The 18,389-nt window shown below is 73.3% G+C and carries 16 protein-coding genes; 9 read left to right on the forward strand and 7 right to left on the reverse strand.

The features are described 5' to 3' along the window. Positions 1-128: 128 nt before the first annotated feature. Positions 129-986 (reverse strand): type I methionyl aminopeptidase, encoded by an 858-nt coding sequence (gene map, locus ACF1BH_RS14720; protein WP_391642834.1) that lies wholly within the window; start codon positions 984-986, stop codon positions 129-131. Positions 987-1,053: 67 nt separating this feature from the next. Here map and ACF1BH_RS14725 point away from each other — a divergent pair, with 67 nt between their 5' ends. Both ACF1BH_RS14725 and ACF1BH_RS14730 read left to right on the forward strand, forming a co-directional pair. Continuing rightward, on the forward strand, positions 1,054-1,284 hold the full coding sequence (locus tag ACF1BH_RS14725; RefSeq protein WP_143940444.1) for a hypothetical protein: 231 nt from the start codon (positions 1,054-1,056) through the stop codon (positions 1,282-1,284). Positions 1,285-1,472: 188 nt separating this feature from the next. Next, positions 1,473-2,549 (forward strand): sugar ABC transporter substrate-binding protein, encoded by a 1,077-nt coding sequence (locus ACF1BH_RS14730; protein WP_391642835.1) that lies wholly within the window; start codon positions 1,473-1,475, stop codon positions 2,547-2,549. A gap of 21 nt (positions 2,550-2,570) precedes the next feature. Here ACF1BH_RS14730 and ACF1BH_RS14735 read toward each other — a convergent pair whose 3' ends face one another. From ACF1BH_RS14735 to ACF1BH_RS14745, 3 genes are read right to left on the reverse strand one after another with little or no spacing between them, the layout of a single operon-like run. Further along, positions 2,571-3,194 carry a hypothetical protein gene (locus ACF1BH_RS14735; protein ID WP_391642836.1) on the reverse strand — a complete coding sequence of 208 codons (624 nt, stop codon included), beginning with the start codon at positions 3,192-3,194 and terminating at the stop codon, positions 2,571-2,573. Between the two features lie 52 nt (positions 3,195-3,246). Further along, positions 3,247-4,758, reverse strand: coding sequence for a sialate:H+ symport family MFS transporter (locus tag ACF1BH_RS14740; protein WP_391642837.1), 1,512 nt, complete (start codon positions 4,756-4,758; stop codon positions 3,247-3,249). A 51-nt stretch (positions 4,759-4,809) separates the two neighbouring features. Continuing rightward, positions 4,810-5,769: a dihydrodipicolinate synthase family protein gene (locus ACF1BH_RS14745; protein WP_391642838.1), complete on the reverse strand. Its 960-nt coding sequence runs from the start codon at positions 5,767-5,769 to the stop codon at positions 4,810-4,812. 174 nt (positions 5,770-5,943) lie between these two features. On the opposite strand from ACF1BH_RS14745, the gene ACF1BH_RS14750 reads away from it, so the two are divergent. The 6 genes from ACF1BH_RS14750 (at position 5,944) to ACF1BH_RS14775 (ending at position 11,809) form a co-directional block, all read left to right on the forward strand. After that, the gene (locus tag ACF1BH_RS14750) at positions 5,944-6,627 is read left to right on the forward strand and encodes a FadR/GntR family transcriptional regulator (protein ID WP_391642839.1); all 684 of its coding nucleotides are present in this window, start codon (positions 5,944-5,946) and stop codon (positions 6,625-6,627) included. 778 nt (positions 6,628-7,405) lie between these two features. Then, complete coding sequence (locus tag ACF1BH_RS14755; protein ID WP_391642840.1) at positions 7,406-8,734, forward strand: ABC transporter substrate-binding protein; 1,329 nt, start codon at positions 7,406-7,408, stop codon at positions 8,732-8,734. Next, positions 8,731-9,714: a carbohydrate ABC transporter permease gene (locus tag ACF1BH_RS14760; protein WP_391642841.1), complete on the forward strand. Its 984-nt coding sequence runs from the start codon at positions 8,731-8,733 to the stop codon at positions 9,712-9,714. The genes ACF1BH_RS14755 and ACF1BH_RS14760 overlap by 4 nt, the downstream gene beginning before the upstream one ends. Then, on the forward strand, positions 9,711-10,556 hold the full coding sequence (locus tag ACF1BH_RS14765; protein WP_391642842.1) for a carbohydrate ABC transporter permease: 846 nt from the start codon (positions 9,711-9,713) through the stop codon (positions 10,554-10,556). The genes ACF1BH_RS14760 and ACF1BH_RS14765 overlap by 4 nt, the downstream gene beginning before the upstream one ends. A 144-nt stretch (positions 10,557-10,700) precedes the next feature. After that, complete coding sequence (npdG, locus tag ACF1BH_RS14770; RefSeq protein WP_391642843.1) at positions 10,701-11,450, forward strand: NADPH-dependent F420 reductase; 750 nt, start codon at positions 10,701-10,703, stop codon at positions 11,448-11,450. A gap of 134 nt (positions 11,451-11,584) precedes the next feature. Next, positions 11,585-11,809 (forward strand): hypothetical protein, encoded by a 225-nt coding sequence (locus tag ACF1BH_RS14775; protein WP_391642844.1) that lies wholly within the window; start codon positions 11,585-11,587, stop codon positions 11,807-11,809. Between the two features lie 22 nt (positions 11,810-11,831). On the opposite strand, the gene ACF1BH_RS14780 is transcribed toward ACF1BH_RS14775, so the two are convergent. After that, positions 11,832-12,626 carry a site-2 protease family protein gene (locus tag ACF1BH_RS14780; protein ID WP_391643071.1) on the reverse strand — a complete coding sequence of 265 codons (795 nt, stop codon included), beginning with the start codon at positions 12,624-12,626 and terminating at the stop codon, positions 11,832-11,834. A gap of 324 nt (positions 12,627-12,950) precedes the next feature. Between ACF1BH_RS14780 and ACF1BH_RS14785 the strand changes: the two genes are divergently transcribed. Then, a complete protein-coding gene (locus tag ACF1BH_RS14785; RefSeq protein ID WP_391642845.1) occupies positions 12,951-16,412 on the forward strand; it encodes a BTAD domain-containing putative transcriptional regulator in 3,462 nt (1,153 codons plus the stop codon). 112 nt (positions 16,413-16,524) lie between these two features. Here the strand turns inward: ACF1BH_RS14785 and ACF1BH_RS14790 are convergent, their stop codons facing one another. Both ACF1BH_RS14790 and ACF1BH_RS14795 read right to left on the reverse strand, forming a co-directional pair. Further along, positions 16,525-17,355, reverse strand: a complete 831-nt coding sequence (locus ACF1BH_RS14790; RefSeq protein WP_391642846.1) for an ABC transporter permease — start codon at positions 17,353-17,355, stop codon at positions 16,525-16,527. Beyond that, positions 17,352-18,383: an ATP-binding cassette domain-containing protein gene (locus ACF1BH_RS14795; RefSeq protein ID WP_391642847.1), complete on the reverse strand. Its 1,032-nt coding sequence runs from the start codon at positions 18,381-18,383 to the stop codon at positions 17,352-17,354. The genes ACF1BH_RS14790 and ACF1BH_RS14795 overlap by 4 nt, the downstream gene beginning before the upstream one ends. Positions 18,384-18,389 lie beyond the last annotated feature (6 nt).

Raw genomic sequence — 18,389 nt, forward strand, 5'->3', positions numbered from 1 at the left:
TGACCTCCGGGAACGGGTTGCTCAGGTAAGCCTGAGTAGACCCGTGGCCCGGGCCCGGGTCAACCCGTTCCCGACAATCTGTCGGTAAACATGTGGTGCACGGCGCCGCCGCACCGCGCGGCCCCTGGTCAGGGCAGTGTCAGGATCTCCGCGCCGGTGTCCGTGACGACCAGCGTGTGCTCGAACTGCGCGGTCCGCCGGCGGTCCTTCGTCACGACCGTCCAGCCGTCCTCCCACATGTCGTACTCGTACGAGCCCAGCGTCAGCATCGGCTCGATGGTGAACGTCATGCCGGGCACGATGTCCGTCGTGTGGTGCGGGCTGTCGTAGTGCGGAACGATCAGTCCGGAGTGGAAGGACGTGTTGATGCCGTGCCCGGTGAAGTCCCGCACGACGCCGTAGCCGAACCGCTTGGCGTACGACTCGATGACCCGGCCGATGATGTTGATCTGCCGGCCCGGCTTCACCGCCTTGATCGCGCGGTTGAGCGCCTCCCGCGTCCGCTCCACCAGCAGCTTCGACTCCTCGTCGACCTCGCCGCACAGATAGGTGGCGTTGTTGTCGCCGTGCACGCCGTTGAGGTACGCGGTCACGTCGAGGTTGACGATGTCGCCGTCCTTGAGGACGGTCGAGTCGGGGATGCCGTGGCAGATGACCTCGTTGAGCGAGGCGCACAGCGACTTGGGGAAGCCGCGGTAGCCCAGCGTGGACGGGTAGGCGCCGTGGTCGCACATGAACTCATGAGCCACCCGGTCGAGTTCGTCGGTGGTCACGCCGGGAGCGATCAGCTTGGCGGCCTCCTCCATCGCCTGCGCGGCGATCCGGCCGGCGATCCGCATCCGCTCGATCGTTTCGGCGTCCTGGACCTCGGGGCCGTCGTACGGCGTGGGCGCGGCCTTCCCGACGTACTCGGGCCGCGGGATCGAGGCGGGGACGGGGCGGGTGGGGGAGATCTTCCCCGGGACAAGAAGCGACTGGCCAGACATGCCAGCGAGTGTATCGGCGGGCCATCGGGCAGGATGGCGGCACGGAAACGGACCACAGGAGGCGGCGATGGCGCTGTTCAAGAGGCGGACCGAGGGCAGGCCCGGAGAGTGGTTCTACTGCCTGCGGCACCAGAAGGTCGAGGAGGGCCCCGAATGCCGGGCCGCCGACCGCTTCGGACCGTACGCCACCCGCGAGGAGGCGGCGCACGCCATGGAGACGGCCCGCGAACGCAATCTGGAGTGGGAGACCGACCCCCGCTGGCACGACAGCGGCAAGAAGGACGACCCGGAATCCTGACGGACCGGCCCCGGTGAGCGGCGCGGAAAGCGGGCGCCGGGCGAAGAAGTCCTGACGAAGAAGGGCGTTCCGGCGCCCTCCCTTCCTTACCTCCGATTTCATATCGTTACTCTCCCGATTATTGACGTTACGGCTGGTAGTGGCGTTCACTTCAGCCGTTCCGAGCGGCCCACGGGGGAGATTTCGAAATGCATGTACAACCGCGCAGATTTTTCATCGGCGCATTGACTCTCTCCCTGGCCCTGCCGTTGGCCGCCTGCGGAAGTGAACAGCCGAAGACGCGGAACGACGACAACTCCATCGGATTGCTGCTGCCGGACAAAGCCGAGCGTTACGACGACTTCGACCGCCGCATCATGGCCTCGAAGATCGCCTCGCGCTGTCTGGAGTGCAAGCTCGCCTACCGGAATGCCGCGGGCGACGTGGAGACACAGCGGCGCCAGTTCGAGGAGATGGTGGACCGCGGCGTCCGCGTCATCGTCCTCGACGCGGTCGACTCCCGCGCCGCCGGCCCGTGGGTGGACGCCGCCGCGAAGAAGGGCGTCAAGGTCGTCGCCTACGACCGGCTCGCCGAGGGCGCCATCGCCGCCCATGTCTCCTACGACAACGAGAAGATCGGCGAACTGCAGGCCGAGGGCCTGCTCACCGCCCTCGGGACGCGCGCCGCCACCGCCCGGGTGCTGATGCTGAACGGCTCGCCCTCCGACCCCAACGCCGTCTCCTTCAAGAAGGGCGCCCACGCCGTCCTCGACCACAAGGTCGGCCGGATCGTCTACGAGAAGGACATTCCCGGCTGGTCCGTACCGCTGGCCCGGAAGAAGATCACCGAAGCGGTGAACACCCTCGGCCCGACCGGATTCGACGCGGTCTACGCCGCCAACGACGGAATGGCGGGCGCCGCCGCCGAGGTGTTGGAGAAGTCCGGTACGCATCTTCCGCTCGGCGGCCAGGACGCCGAACTCACCGCACTGCAAAGGCTGGTGAAGGGCGTTCAGACCTTCACCGTTTACAAGGAAGTCAGACCCGAGGCGCAAACCGCCGGGGAAATTGCCGTCGATCTGCTCCAGGGAAAGAGCATCGGATACCTGACCCCGACAACCGTCGCGAGCAAGAGCCATTCACATATTCCCGCCAAGCTCTTCAGCGCCCGCATCGTCACCCGGAAAAACATGGCGGACACCGTGATCCGCGACGGTGCGGTCCGCGCCGATCTCATCTGCACCAAGGACCTCAAGGCCGACTGCGCCGCACTCGGCATCGAATGACGGAGCCGGGTCCGGCGTCCGTCACCACCGGGGCGGCGGCGGGGACGTCAGCGCGTCGGCCAGCCGGGAGAGCCGGTCGCGGAAGCGGCGGCCCCCGCGCGCGGCGGCCGCACCGTTCTCCCCGGCGGCCGCACTGACCAGGTGCTGCACCGTCTCCAGATCGAGCGGCGAGGCGTCCGCGCCGCCCGCGTCCACCGACGGCGGCGCCGCCAGCGCCTCGTGCGCCAGCGCGTGCAGCTCGGCGTCCCCGCCGCCCAGCGCCAGCACCGTGGCGCCACCGCGCCGGGCGTCGCCGACCCGCTCCAGCAGCCCGGCGCCCGGCGCCCACGGCGAGACGACCAGCAGCGTGTCTCCGCGCCCGGCCGACGCCAGCCGCTCCGTGGAGACCGCCAGATGCGCCGGACTCCCGGCGGGCACCCGGTGCCGTACCAGCGTCGGCGCCAGCTCCGGCACCCCCGACCACGCCGCCTCGTCGTCCAGATGCGCCGCCAGATGCCACGGCTCGTACGCCTCGCCGCCCACCAGCAGCAGCCCGCCGTGCGGGGTGACCGAGGAGCGCAGCGCCCCGGCGAAGCGGCGGGTGGCCTGCAGCCACTCCGTCCCGGCCAGCACATCCCGCAGCAACGCGACTCTTACGGCATCCATGGCCCGGCATCCTCGCCCAGCCCCCGCCGCGCCGGGCCGACCCGACCGCACTTCACCCGAAAGGGGGTGCGGCCCCCGGGGCGGCCCCCTCCGCCGCCCCGGGAGCCGCCGTGCCGTCCGCGGCGGCGCCCCGCTCCGCGGCGAGATGGTCGCGCGGCGCGTCCGGGTTCCGCAGCCGGTGCAGCCGGCCCGGGACGTCACCGCCGACCAGCACCACCACCAGCAGCGTCCCGGCGAACGTCAGCCCCGCCAGCGCCCCGCCCAGCGACCGGCCCTCGGCGAGCCGCGCCCCCAGCACCGGCGCCACCGCCCCGCCCAACGCCCCCACGTTGTACGTGAACCCCAGCCCGGCGCCGCGGCCCTCCGTCGCGAAATGCCCGCCGAGATAGCGCGGCAACAGCCCGGAGACCCCGGTGCTCAGCCCCTGGAGGACGAAGAGCAGCACCCCGAGCGGCACCAGGTGATCCGCGACCGCGAACACCGGGAAGACGAACACCAGCGACACCAGCAGCGTGGACGCGTACGCCCGCCGCGCCCCGAACCGGTCCCCGGCGAACCCCGCCAGCCAGCAGCCCGCCATCGTGCCGAACCCGGCGAAGTACAGGACGTCGGCCACCTGCCCCGCGTCGTAGTGCAGCTCCGTCTTCAGATACGTCGGCAACAGCGCCTGCAACGGCCAGCTGTAGAGGAACGCGACGAACACCGTGGCGCTCAGCGAGAGATACAGCACCCAGCCACGGGCGCCGCCCAACTGCACCGCCAGCGCGACGAGGGCCACCCCGCCGACCACCGCCAACTCCGGCACCGCACCCGCGCCGACCGGGGTGAACACCCCGAACAGCGCCGCCGTCGCCACCGCCGTCACCACGGTGTTACCCACCGCCCGCAGCGGCGTCGCGAACAGCGGGCGGAACGGGCTCGGCGCGGCGGCCCGCTCCCCGACGGCCGCCCGCCACTGCTCCGTCTCCGGCAGCGACCGGCGCACCCACAGCGCCACCGCCAGCGGCGCCAGCCCCAGGTAGAACATCCAGCGCCAGCCCAGCGCCGGGACGACCCACTTGTAGCACTCGGCGGCGGCCACCGAGCCCAGCGAGAACCCGGAGATCAGAAAGGCACCGGCCCGGCTGCGGAACCGGGCCGGCCAGCTCTCCAGGACGTACGTCGCGCTCGCGCCGTACTCCCCGGCCATGCCCATGCCGATCAGCAGCCGGGCGGTGAACAGGCTGGTGTAGTCCCAGGCGAAGCCGCAGGCGAAGGTGGCGCCCGCGTACAGCGTGATCGACGCGGTCATCGCCGTCCTCCGCCCGAAGCGGTCCCCGACCGCCCCGAGCACCGCGCCGCCCAGCCACCGGGTGATGAACGCCCCCGACACCAGACCGGCCGCCGCCACCGTGTCCAGCCCGAACTCGTCGCCGATCTCGGTCAGGACGAGCGTGATGAGGACGAAGTCGAAACCGTCCAGGACATAGCCGAGCCAGGCGGCGAAGAACGCCTTCCACCGGGCGCGGCCCACCTCCCGGTACCACGGAACGGCGGCCCGGGGCGGCTGCTGAGGAGTGGGCACGGTGCCTCCAGGCGGGCCGGACGTGCACGGGCTGCGGGGATGCTGCGGGCGTCACCGCACCGGGAGCAGCCCGGCGGCGTCCAGCAGCCGGCCGACCTCGGCGACGGCCCTCCCGTCCAGCGGGAGCTGGGGCGCGGCGGTCGTGCCGTGCGCGAGGACGCCGCGCAGCGCCAGCGCCGCCTTGAACGCCCCGAGCGCCGACGAACTGCGCCCCATCTCGGCCTCCGGGCCGACGTCCACCATGGCGAACAGCGCCGCCAGCCGCTCCTGTTCGGCGGCGGCCGCCGCCCAGTCCCCGGCCCGCGCCGCGGCGTGCAGGCGGACGTACCCGGCCGGGTCGACGTTGCCGAGGCCGGGCACCACCCCGTCCGCGCCCGCCAGCAGGGCGGCGTCCACGGTGAGTTCGGAACCGGTCAGCACCGAGAAGCCGGGCGCCGGGCCGGTGCGGCGCCCGGTGCGGCCGCCCAGCGCGACCAGGAGCCGCCGCAGCCCGGCCTCGTCCCCGCTGCTGTCCTTGAGCCCGGCCAGCGTGGCGTCCGCCGCCAGCTCCCGCACCAGCGCGGCGGGCAGCTTGGTGTGGACGGCCATCGGGATGTCGTACGCGAGGAGCGGCAGGTCGACGGCGGCGCGGAGGCGGCGGAAGTGCGCGGCGATCTCGCGGGGGTGGGTGCGGGTGTAGAACGGCGCGGTGGCGACGAGGGCGTCGGCGCCGAGGCGGGCGGCGGTGGCGGCGTGCGCGAGGACGCGGGGGGTGGTGGTGTCGATGACGCCGGCGAGCACCGGGACGCGGCCGTCCGCCGCCCGGACCACGGTGTCGAGGACCTGGGCGCGCTGGGCGTCCGTGAGGTAGGCGACCTCGCCGGTCGAGCCCAGCGCGAACAGCCCGTGGACGCCGCCGTCGAGGAGGTGGTGGACGAGGCGGGTGAGCGAGGCGGTGTCGACCTCGCCGCGCGGGTCGAGCGGCGTGCAGACCGGGGGGACGACGCCGTGCAGCGGTGCGGGCAGTGCCATGGGCTCTCCAGCGGTGGTGCGGGGGCGGGCGTACCGTCCTGCGGGACATCGGACATGGGATGTCCTATGTCTGGGTCACAATAGCCAGGTGGACACGCGGTCGGTCAAGGGTGCCGCGCTCCGTACGGGGCGCGTCGCCGACCGCCGCACGGCAGAGGCGGGAGAGGGAGATTCATGGCGCGAGGCACGCTGTCCGAGGACGTCCAGGCGCAGATCAAGCAGCTCATCCTGGAGCGCAGGCTCACCCCGGGCGACCCGCTGCCCACCGAGGCCGAACTGGTCGCCCTCCTCGACGTCAGCCGCAACTCCGTCCGCGAGGCGCTCAAGGCGCTCCAGGCCATGCGGATCGTCGAGATCCGGCACGGCTTCGGCACCTACGTCGGCCCGCTCACCCTCGAACCGTTCGTCGAGGGCGTCGCCTTCCGCGCCGCCGTCCGCCACCACCAGGGCGAATCCAGCCTCTACGAACTGATGGAGGTCCGCGAGGCGCTGGAGTCCGGCCTCATCGCCACCGTCGCCCGCGATCTGCCGCCCGAGGACCTCGCCGCCCTCAAGGGGCTCGTCGACCGCATGGGGAAGGAGGCCGCCGCCGGGCAGGTCAACCGCTCCACCGACCGCGCCTTCCACCTCGCCCTCTACCGCTCTCTCGGCAATCAGTTGCTCAGCGACGTCCTCGACGCCTTCTGGGACGCGCTCCGCCGGGTCAGCGACGACCTCGCCGACGGGCCCCGGGACCCCCGGGTGACCCACCATCAGCACGCCGAGATCGTCGCCGCGCTGGAGGACGGCGACGGGGACCGCGCGGTCGAGGCGATGCACCGGCACTTCGGGGACATCCGGCGACGGTTGGCGGAGTGAGGCGGGGTGGGGGCCGGGGCCGCCGGGGTGCCCCGGGGGCGGTTTGGTTCCGGGTGGCGGTACCGGGGCGGTCGGCTCCGGGGCAGCTCCCGGGGGCGGAACCGGAGCGCGCCTGAGGGCTCCGGGGCGCGTCGCGCGCCCCCAGGGCGCCGCCCCGTCACGCACCTCCCGGACGCCGTGCCGTCAGGCGCTTCCCGAGGGCTGCCCGCCACACGCCTCCCGGACGCCGCCCCGCCGGGCCCCACGCCTGCGCAACCCGCTCCGGTTCACCAGAAGTTAACGCCCCATCAGGTCCGTCGTCGCCGACCCCTGCGACACGAATTCGGGACATCCCCGGTCTCTTGACGCTCTGTGGGGGGCTCCTTATGGTCACCGCAGGACGAGGGACGTCCTACGTCCGGCCGATGGGGGTGCCCCGTGGCATACGAGACGTCGGTGCCGTACCGCGCCGGGGACGACGGCTACGCCGCTTTCCGGATCCCCGCCGTCGTCCGTGCCCGCTCCGGTGACCTCCTCGCCTTCGCCGAGGCGCGCCGCCACTCCGCCGCCGAGACCGGCACCATCCACCTCGTCCTCAAACGCTCCGCCGACGGCGGCCGTACCCGGGGCCCGCTCCAGGTCGTCGCCCGCAACCAGGCGCCCGCCGTCTCCGGCCGCCCGCCGCCTACGGCGACCTCGGCCGCGCCGGCCCCGCCACCGTCGGACTCCTGCACGAGACCGGCGACTTCAGCGCCTACACCACGCTCACCTTCCGCCGCATCCCCGTGGAGGAGCTGCTGTGATCCACCGCCCCCTGCGCCGCAGAACGGTCCTCGGCACGGCAGCCGCCGCGGCCACCGCCACCCTCGCCGGCTGCTCCGGCGCCGCCGACCGGCCCGCCGCACCCCGCCGCCGCAAGAAGGGCGAGAAGATCCACCTCAGTTTCTGGTCCTGGGTCCCCGGCATCGACAAACCCGTCGACCTCTGGAACCGCACCCACCCCGACGTCCACGTCACCGTCGAAAAGGTCTCCGCGGTCAACGGTCAGCAGTACGCCAAGATGCATGCGGCCATCAAAGCCGGAAATCCACCGGATCTCGCCCAGATCGAATACCCCGTCATCCCCAGCTTCCTGCTCGACAACGGGCTCTACGACCTCGCCACGCTCGGCGCCGCCCGGCACCGGAAGCGTTTCGTCGGCTGGCAGTGGCAACAATCCGTCTTCGGCGACGGCATCTATGCCATTCCCCAGGCATCGGGCCCGATGGGCCTTTTCTACCGGCACGATCTCTTTCGGAAATGGGGCCTGGCGCCCCCGGAAACCTGGGACGCGTACGAGGCGGCCGCCGCCGTCATCCGTGAGAAAGGCGCCTGGATCGACACCTTCGCGCCCACCAACGGCAACCGCTTCGCCGGTCTCGCCTGGCAGGCGGGCGCCGCCTGGTACTCCGCCCGCGGCGAGACCTGGACCGTCCACCTCGACGATGCCCCCACCCGCCGCGTCGCCGACTACTGGGAGTCCCTCGTCAAAAGGAAACTCGTCAAGACGATCCCGGACCGCCAGAACGCCTGGTACAAGGACATCCAAACCGGCGCCGTACCCGCCTGGATCGGCGCCAGCTGGGGAGACGCACTGCTCGCCGGAAATGCCCCCGCCACCGCCGGGAAATGGCGGGTGGCGCCCCTTCCCCAATGGAAGAAAGGCGCCGACGCACAGGCGAATTGGGGCGGCTCCACCACCGCCGTCCTCGCCGGCGCCTCCTATCCCGAGGACGCCCTCGACTTCGCGCTCTGGCTCAACACCGACCCGCGATCCGTCGCCCTCCTCATCGACGGCGGATACGGATTCCCCGGCGCGGTGAAGGGCTATGCCACCACCGATCTCGACGTCGACCGTGCCTTCTTCGGCGGCCAGGAATACAGCAAGGTCTTCGCCGACGCCGGAGCCCATGTCGACACCGCCTGGAAATGGGGCCCCGGCGTCGACACCCTCTACCAGCGCCTCGGCGACGCGTTCACCCGCGCCCTCGCCGACGGCACCCCGTTCCGCGCCGTCCTCGCCGACGTCCGGCGCGCCACCGTCACCGACCTGAGGAACAAGGGCCTCGACGCGGTGAGCGGCGCATGAGCCACACCGCCCTCACCCGCCCGCGAGCCCCCGGCGCGCGCGTCCGCCCCGCACGCCCCCCGCGCGGCCGCCGCCCGGGCCGGGCCCGGACCCGCCACGCCCGCGCCGCCACCGTCCTTCTCCTGCCCTTCCTCGCCCTCTTCGTCCTCTGCTTCCTCGCCCCGCTCGGGTACGCGGTGTACCAGAGCGTCCACCGCACCCACCGCACCGGACCGCTGGGCCTCGGCGGCCACCCGACCGAGACGTTCGCCGGGCTCGACAACTACGCCCAGGCCCTCGGCGACCCCACCTTCCTCGCCGGATTCGGCCGCGTCCTGCTCTTCGGCGCCGTCCAGATCCCCCTGATGATCGTCCTCGCCACCGCCCTCGCCCTCCTCCTGGAGAGCGCGAGCGCCCGCGGCGTCCCCTTCTTCCGGACCGCCTTCTTCCTCCCGTACGGCGTCCCCGGCGTCATCGCCTCGCTGCTGTGGGGCTTCCTCTACGTCCCCGGCATCAGCCCGCTCGTCGAGATCGCCGGACAGCTGGGCGTACACGTCGACTTCCTCGCCCGCGACACCGTCCTGTGGTCCCTCGCCAACATCGTGACCTGGCAGTTCACCGGCTACAACATGCTCGTCCTGATCGCCCAGCTCAAGGCCGTACCGCCGGAGCTGTACGAAGCCGCCCGCATCGACGGCGCCAACGCCTGGCGCCTCGCCCGGCACATCAAGATCCCGCTGATCCGTCCCGCGCTCGTCCTCACCGGCGTCTTCAGCATCATCGGCACCCTGCAACTCTTCGCCGAACCGATGGTCCTGCGCCCCCTCGCCTCCGCCATCGACTCCGGCTACACCCCCAACCTGCACGCCTACAGCGAGGCGTTCACCGGGAACAACCCGCACCTCGCCGCCGCCGAGGCGGTGCTGCTCGCCCTCGTCGCCTGCGTCCTCTCCTTCGGCTTCCTGCGGCTGACCGCCGGGCGCGGAACGGACCGCGGATGACCACCCCGCCGCTGCGCCACCGCATCCTGACCGCTTCCCTCCTCACCGTCGCCGCCCTCTACTTCCTCACCCCCGTCTACTGGCTCGCCGTCTCCGCCACCAAGAACACCGCCGACCTCTTCGGCACCTTCGGCTTCTGGTTCGCCCACCCGCACCCGCTCGACCGCCTCGGCGCCGTCCTCACCTACGACCACGGCGTCTACCTCCGCTGGTTCGCCAACTCCCTGCTCTACGCCGGGATCGGCGCCACCGCCGCCACGCTGCTGGCCGCCGCCGCGGGCTTCGCCCTCGCCAAGTACCCCTTCCGCGGCCGCGAGACGGTCTTCCGGGTGGTCCTCGCCGGGGTCCTGCTCCCCGGCACCGCCCTCGCCCTCCCGCTGTACTTCCTCTTCAGCGACCTGGGCCTGGCCGACACCTACTGGGCGGTCCTGCTGCCCGGCACGGTCAGCCCGTTCGGCGTCTACCTCTGCCGGATCTACGCCACCGCCGCCGTCCCGGACGCGCTCCTGGAGGCGGCGCGGATCGACGGCGCGGGCGAGACCCGGATCTTCGCCACGCTCGGGCTGCGGCTGATGACGCCCGCCCTCGTCACCGTCTTCCTCTTCCAGTTCGTACACATCTGGAACAACTACTTCCTGCCGCTGGTCATGCTCTCCGACTCGCGGCTCTACCCCGTCCAGCTCGGCCTCACCACCTGGACCGGCTACGCCGACCGCCATCCCGTCCTCTACCAGTACACGGTCGGCGGCGCGCTGCTCTCCGTCATCCCGCTGATGATCCTGATGACCTTCCTCCAGCGGTACTGGCGTACGGGGCTGGCCGACGGCGGTCTCAAGGCGTGACGGCGGACCCGAAGCGTGACGGCGGGCGGGCGTCCCGGCGCGGGGACGTACGCGGCGGGGCGTGGCGCGGCGCCCCGGACCAAGATCGAAAGGCCCGTCCACAGCATGATCCGCGGTCCCGCCGGCCGTGGCACCATCACTGCCATGACTACCGCTGACCAGAACCCCGCCGCCGACCCCGCCCTCTCCGAGAACGTCGCGACCCGCGCCAAGGCCGCCCTCAAGCGCGACCCGTGGGACCTGCCCGACGTCTCCGGTCTCACCGTCGGCGTCCTCGGCGGCACCGGCGACCAGGGCCGCGGCCTCGCCTACCGCCTCGCCAAGGCCGGGCAGAAGGTGATCATCGGCTCCCGCGCCGCCGACCGCGCGCAGAGCGCCGCCGCCGAACTCGGCCACGGCGTCGAGGGCGCCGACAACGCCGAGTGCGCCCGCCGCAGCGACATCGTCATCGTCGCGGTGCCTTGGGACGGCCACGCCAAGACCCTCGAATCCCTCCGCGAGGAGCTGACCGGCAAGCTGGTCATCGACTGCGTCAACCCCCTCGGCTTCGACAAGAAGGGCGCCTACGCCCTCAAGCCCGAGGAGGGCAGCGCCGCCGAACAGGCCGCCGCGCTGCTGCCGGACTCCCGCGTCACCGCCGCCTTCCACCACCTCTCCGCCGTCCTCCTCCAGGACCCGGAGACCCACGAGATCGACACCGACGTGATGGTCCTCGGCGAGTCCCGCGCCGACACCGACCTCGTCCAGGCCCTGGCCGGCCGCATCCCCGGTATGCGCGGCGTCTTCGCCGGCCGCCTGCGCAACGCCCACCAGGTCGAATCCCTCGTCGCCAACCTGATCTCCGTCAACCGCCGGTACAAGGCCCACGCGGGGGTGCGCCTCACCGACGTGTGAGCCGCCCACGGGGAACCGCCCGGCGGGACGGCGCGGCCGCTGCCGGGCGGGCCGCCCCCGACCCCCGCCGGGCCCCCGGAACCCATGGGGGACACTGGGAGGGACCACACCATTCCCGACAGGAGCCGACCGCCATGCCCTCCGTTCCCTCGTCCCGCCCGGCACCCCGACTGGCCGTCTTCGCCGTCGTGGTCTGCGTCCTCGCCGTGGCGGCCGCCGTCGTCTCGTTCGTCCAGGGCAGCCTGCTCGGCATCGTCTGGATCCTGATGGCCGGCATCTCCAGCAACATGGCGTGGTTCTACGCCCGCCGCGACCGGATGACCCGGGCGGCGGAGGGGGAGGCGGCGCCGACGGCGTGACGCCCGGCCCCCGCCCGTCCCCCTACCGCACCGGAACCTGCGGTTCGCCCTGCCAGAAGCGGAAGAATTCCTGGCCCCAGTAGGAGTCCCAGCGGGTGACGCCCAAGGTGTCGAGGACCGTGTCCACGAGCTGGAAGAAGACGTGGTTGATCTCCGGGACCCACAGCAGGCCGAAGACCGCCAGCAGGCCGAACGGGGCGAACGGCTCCACCTGGCGGCGCAGGCCGGGGGAGAGCCACGGTTCGAGGACGCCGTAGCCGTCCAGGCCCGGGACGGGGAGGAAGTTGAGGATCGCCGCCGTCACCTGGAGCAGGGCCAGGAACGCCAGGGCGTAGCGGAACGTGTCGGGGACACCGTCCAGGGCGTGCAGCCAGAAGGGGGCGGTGACGACGGCGGCGAAGAGGATGTTGGTCAGCGGACCGGCGGCGGAGACCAGGCTGTGGCGCCAGCGGCCCCGGATGTGGCCCCGTTCGATGAAGACCGCGCCGCCGGGCAGCCCGATCCCGCCCATGATCACGAAGATCACCGGCAGCACGATGCTCAGCAGGGCATGGGTGTACTTGAGCGGGTTCAGCGTCAGATAGCCCTTGGCGCCCACCGAGGTGTCGCCGCTGTGCAGCGCCGTCCTGGCGTGCGCGTACTCGTGGAGGCAGAGCGAGACCACCCAGCCGGAGACGATGAACAGGAACACCGCGAAACCGGTGCTCGCGGCGAGCTGCCCGCTCCAGACGGCCCACCCCGAGACCGCCATCACGGCGACGAGTGAGAGAAAGACCGGGCTGATGCGGCGCTCGGCGGGCCGTACGGCGGTGGTCATCGTGCGGGGCTCCCAGGTGCGGACGGCGGTGGACGGTGCGTACGCGGTGGGGCCGGGCCGCACGGTCCGGGTGACGGTAGCCCCGACCGTATCGGCGGCGGGGTGGTCCGCGCACGGGGCCGGGGGAACCGGCGCGCGGGGCGCGCGCCGCCGTGCGTGCGCCGCGCACGGGGCGGCCCCGGGCGCCGCCCGTGCCCCGGCGCCGGGGCACGCCGCCCGCGCCCCGGCACGGATTCCGGTGGTGGTGGGGCGGGCGCCCGGGAGAAGGTGGGGCGGGCCCGTTCCGGGGGGCGGCGGGCCGTACGGGGAGGAAGGGGGAGGAACGTGACCGACAATGTTCGGGTGCGGTACGGAATTCTGGGCACGACGCAGGCACTGAGGGCGGACGGGACGGCCGTGCCCCTGGGGGGCGCACGGTTGCGCGCGCTGCTGACGGCGCTCGCGCTGCGGCCCGGCCGGGCGCTGCCCACCGACGCGCTGATCGCGGACATCTGGGGGATGGACCCGCCGGCGGACGCGAACGGCGCGCTCCAGGCGCTGGTCGGACGGTTGCGGCGGGCGCTGGGGCACACGGCCGTCGCCTCGTCCGACGGCGCCTACCGGCTCTGTGCGGAGCCCGACGCGGTGGACCTGCCGCGGTTCGAGAGGCTGACCGCGGACGGTGCCGCGGCGCTCACCGGCGGCGATCCGCACCGTGCCGCCGCGGTGCTGGACGAGGCGCTGGGGCTGTGGCGGGGCCCCGCCCTCGCCGACCTCCCGGCGGCCCGTACGGACGCGGTCCGGGCCGAGCGGCGGCGGCTGGACGCCCGCCGGGTGCGGTGCGCCGCGGATCTCGCCCTCGGACGGGCCGAGGAGGCACTGCCGGGACTGGACGCGCTCTGCCGGGAGCATCCGCTGGACGAGCCGTTGCAGACGCTGCGGCTGCGGGCGCTGCGCGCCGCCGGCCGCACCGCCCAGGCGCTCGCCGCCTACGAGGAGATCCGCCGGGACATCGCCGACCGGCTCGGCGCGGACCCGGGACCGGAACTCCGGGAGCTGCACGGGGAGTTGCTGAGACCTGGCGGGACGGCGGGGACGGCCGGGACGGTTGTGCCCACCGGGACGGCGGGGACGGCTGCGCCCGCCGGGGCCGCCGCGCCCGCGGAACCCGCCGGGGCCACCGGGCCCGCGGAGTCCGCCGTACCCGCTGGCCCCGCACCGTCCGCCCACCCGCACCCGGCGCCCTCCGCTCCTCCCGCCACTCCGCCCCCCGGCAACCTCCGGGCCCGCCGGACCTCCTTCGTCGGCCGGGACGGCGAGCTGGCCGGGCTGCGTGCCGATCTCGCCGCGCACCGGCTGGTCACGCTGCTGGGGCCCGGTGGCGCGGGCAAGACGCGGCTGTCGCAGGAGGGGGCGGAGGCGGCCGCGGCGGGGGCGCCGGGGGCCTGGCCGCAGGGCGTGTGGCTGGTGGAGCTGGCGCCGGTCGACGATCCGGCGACGGTGCCGGAGGCCGTACTCACCGCCCTCGGCGCCCGCGAGACGGTGGTCCGCGGCTCCGCCGCCGAGGGGCTGCGCGCCGCCACCGACCCCACGGCCCTCGACCCGCTCGGCCGCCTCGCCGAGCTCTGCGCCGACCACCGGATGCTGCTGATCCTCGACAACTGCGAACACGTCGTCGGCGCCGCCGCCGCGCTGGCCGAGCGGCTGCTGACCGACTGTCCGGGCGTGACGCTCCTGGCGACGAGCCGGGAGCCGCTGGCCGTCCCCGGCGAGGTGCTGCGCCCGGTGGAGCCGCTGCCGGACCCGGTGGCGCTGCGACTCCTCGCCGACCGGGGCGCCGCCGCCCGGCCCGGCTTCCGCGCCGACGACGACCCGGCCGCCTGCGCCGAGATCTGCCGCCGCCTCGACGGGCTGCCGCTCGCCGTCGAACTGGCCGCCGCCCGGCTGCGGATGCTCTCCCCGCGGCAGCTCGCCGACCGCCTCGACGACCGCTTCCGGCTGCTGACCAGCGGCAGCCGCACCGCACTGCCCCGCCAGCAGACGCTGCGCGCCGTCGTCGACTGGTCCTGGGACCTCCTCGACGCGCCCGAACGCGCCGTGCTGCGGCGGCTGTCCGTCTTCGCCGGGGGCTGGGACCCGGAGCTGGCCGAAGAGGTCTGCGCGGGCGACGGCGTCGACCGGCGGGAGGTGGCCGCCGTCCTCGGCTCGCTGATCGACAAGTCGCTGGTGGTCGCCGCCCCCGTGGCCGATGGCCGGATGCGCCACCGCCTCCTGGAGACGGTCGCCGAGTACGCGGGCGAGCGGCTGGACGAGGCGGGCGAACGCGCCGCCGCCGAACGCCGTCACCTCGTCGCCCACCGCGAACTGGCCCGCACCGCCGACCCGTTGCTGCGCGGCCCCGGCCAGCGGGCCTGGCTGGAGCGGCTGGAGCTGGAGCACGACAACCTGCGGACCGCGCTGCGCCGCGCCGTCGCCGCGTCCGACGAACACGAGGCGCTCTGCCTGGTGCTGTCGCTCCAGTGGTTCTGGGGTCTGCGCGACCACCGGGCGGACGCCTGTACGTGGTCGCGGGCGGCGGGCGCGCTGGGCCCCAACCCCTTCCTGCCGCCCGTCACACCCGCGCCGGAACTGTACGACCGGCCGATCGACGCGCCGCCGCCGATGAGCGCGGAACAGCTGGTGGAGGCGCGCCGTCAGGTGCGGCTGGTGGAGCTGTCGTCCGCGGAGTCGTATGCGGAGATCTTCGCCGGCCGGGAGCGGAAGGCGGAGATGGCCGGGATCCTCACCGCGTACCGCGGGGGCGTGCCGCAGACCTGCCGGGTGCCGGGCGTGTTCTGGTTCTACCCGGTGCTGCTCTCCGGGGGCCAGGAGGACCTGGTCGCCCTCGTCGATCAGGGCGTGGCCGCCTGCCGGGCGCTGGGCTATGACTGGGAGCTGGCGTACGTCCTCCAACTGCGCGCGAAGATCCTCAACGACCGGCCCGGCGGCCTGGAGCAGGCGGCCCGGGACGCCGACGAGTCGCTGCGGCTGTTCCTGGAGATCGGCGACGACTGGGGCGTCGCCGAGGCGATGGCGGGGCGCGGCGAGGCCCGGGAGGGGCGCGGCCGGTACGCGCTCGCCGCCGACGACTACCGCGCGGCGATGCGGTACGCCGGTGACCTGGGCGCCTACGGCCAGACGCTGATCCTGCGGACCCGGCTGGGCGGGGTGCTCATCGAGGACGGGCGGGAGGCGGAGGGGGAGCGGCTGCTGCGCGAGGTGCTGGCGGGGACCGAGGATCTGGCCGCCGGACGGGACGCGCTGCCGTTCGCCCGGCTGACGCTGGCGATGCATCTGCTGGTGACGGGGCGGCTGGAGGGGGCGCGTGAGCAACTGCTGCTGGTCCGCGCGGAGTCGCTGACCTGGGGGCCGGACCTGTTCGCCGGGATGGTGGACGCGGCGCTGGTCACCGTGGACGCCGAGGCGGGCGGCTCCGACGGGCTGCTGGAGCGGCTGCGGTCGGCCGTCGCCAAGATGGGGGGCGAGCTGACCCGGCTGGTCGCCCCGGACCTGCCGGTGACCCAACTGCTCACCGGCGCACGGGTGCTGATCGCGGTGCGCGGCGCGGCGGCCGGCCGGGACGCGGCGCGGCTGGTGGGGGCGTACGACGCACTGTGGTCGCCGGGGCACGCCCCGCCGCGCGCCGTCCGGTATCTCAGGGGGACGGCGGAGGCGGCGGTCCGCGCGGCGGTCGGCGACGCGGCGTACACCCGGTGGCACGCCGAAGGCGGCGGCCTCTCCTTGGAGCAGGCCACCGCCCTCATCTGACGCGAGCCGGGCGAAGGACTCCCGGGGCGGACGGCCACCGGGCGCGTCAGGTCCGCTCCCCGGCCGACGACGGAACGCGTCCGCCGCCGGTGCGGGCACCTGTCCGTGACGATCAGGTCTTGGTACGGAACTTCTTGACCGCCAGCGGCATGGTGACCGCCGTGATGACCGCCGCCCAGCCGAGCGTGATCAGCGCGGGATGGGCGACCGCGCCGTGCCCGTTGATCAGGGCGCGGGCGGCGTCGGCGAGGTTGGAGAGCGGGTTGACCTTGGTGAAGCCCTCCAGCCAGCCGGGCATCGACGCGGTCGGCGCGAAGATCGACGAGCCGAACTGCAGCGGCATCAGGACGATCATCGCCAGCCCCTGCACCGCCTGCGGCGTCTTCACCGACAGGCCCAGCAGGATGAAGATCCACATCAGGGCGGCGCCGAACACCGTCGACAGGGCGACCGAGGCGAGGAACGGCAGGAAGCCGCCGTTGATCTCCAGGCCCAGCAGGAAGCCCATGACCAGCAGGATCGTGGTGGCGATCAGCATCCGCCCGATCTCGACGACGATCTTGGCGATCAGTACCGACGAACGGGCTATCGGCATGGTCCGGAAGCGGTCCATGACGCCCTTGCGGAAGTCCTCGTTGACGCCGGTTCCCACCGCCATGGCGATGTTCATGCCCATCATCGCCATCATGCCGGGCACCAGGTACTGCACGTACTCCTGCTGGTGGCCCTTGCCGGCGATGGCGCCGCCGAAGACGTAGACGAACAGCAGGATGAAGATGATCGGCATCAGCAGGACGTCGAACATCGACTCGGGATCCTGCTTGATCTGGAGGGCGTTGCGCCGCGCCAGCGCGACGATGTGGCGCAGGTTGGCCCGCAGCCCGATCCGGCCCTCGTCGGCGCCCGGCTTCGTCGCCGGCGGTGTCAGTGTCGCGGCACTCATGCCGGTACCTCCGCGTGCTGCTGGTCGCTCTCGCGTGCGTCGTCGGCCGGTGCTTCCGAGGACTTCTGGCCGGTGAGGGCGAGGAACACCTCGTCCAGGCTGGGCAGATGGGTGCTGATCCCGGCGAGGGCGATGCCCCGCGTCCCGAGCAGACCGATCACCGCGGTCAGCTGCTCGTCGCTGATGATGGGGACGTTGACGACGCCTTCGGCGGGGTCGGGTGTCGCCCCGCCGAGGCCGTCGAGCCCGGCGCCCGCCAGGGCCGCGGCCACCGTGTCCAGGGCGGTGGGGTCGGCGGGCCGGATCTGCAGGGTGCGGCCGCCGACCTTGGCCTTCAGCTCGTCGACGAGGCCCTCGGCGATCACCCGGCCGCGGTCGATGACCGTCAGCTCGCTCGCCAGCTGCTCGGCCTCCTCCATGTACTGCGTGGTCAGCAGCACGGTGGCGCCCTCGCGGACCATCCGCTGCACCTCGGTCCACACCTCGTTGCGGGTGCGCGGGTCGAGTCCCGTCGTCGGCTCGTCCAGGTAGAGGACGGCGGGCTGCCCGATCATGGAGGCGGCGAGGTCGAGGCGGCGGCGCATACCGCCGGAGTACTTCGCGGCCGGACGCTTGGCGGCTTCGGTGAGCGAGAACCGCTCCAGCATCTCGTCGGCGCGGCGCCGGGCGTCCTTGCGGGACAGGTCGAGCAGCCGGCCGATCATGTAGAGGTTCTCGTAGCCGGAGAGCTTCTCGTCGACCGAGGCGTACTGGCCGGTCAGGCCGATGGTGCGGCGCAGCGCGCGCGGCTGGCGCACCACGTCGTACCCGGCGACCACGGCGCTCCCGGCGTCCGGGACGAGCAGCGTGGACAGGCAGCGGACGAGCGTGGTCTTGCCGGCGCCGTTCGGTCCGAGTACGCCGAGCACGGTGCCTTCGCGCACGTCCAGGTCCACCCCGTCGACGGCTTTCACCTCGCCGAAGTGCTTGACCAGACCGCGCACCTCCACGGCGTTGCCGCCCCGGGGGGTCTTCGTCTGTCGTGTCATGTCCCC

This window comes from Streptomyces sp. NPDC014733 (genome assembly GCF_043083385.1).
Lineage (GTDB): Bacteria > Actinomycetota > Actinomycetes > Streptomycetales > Streptomycetaceae > Streptomyces.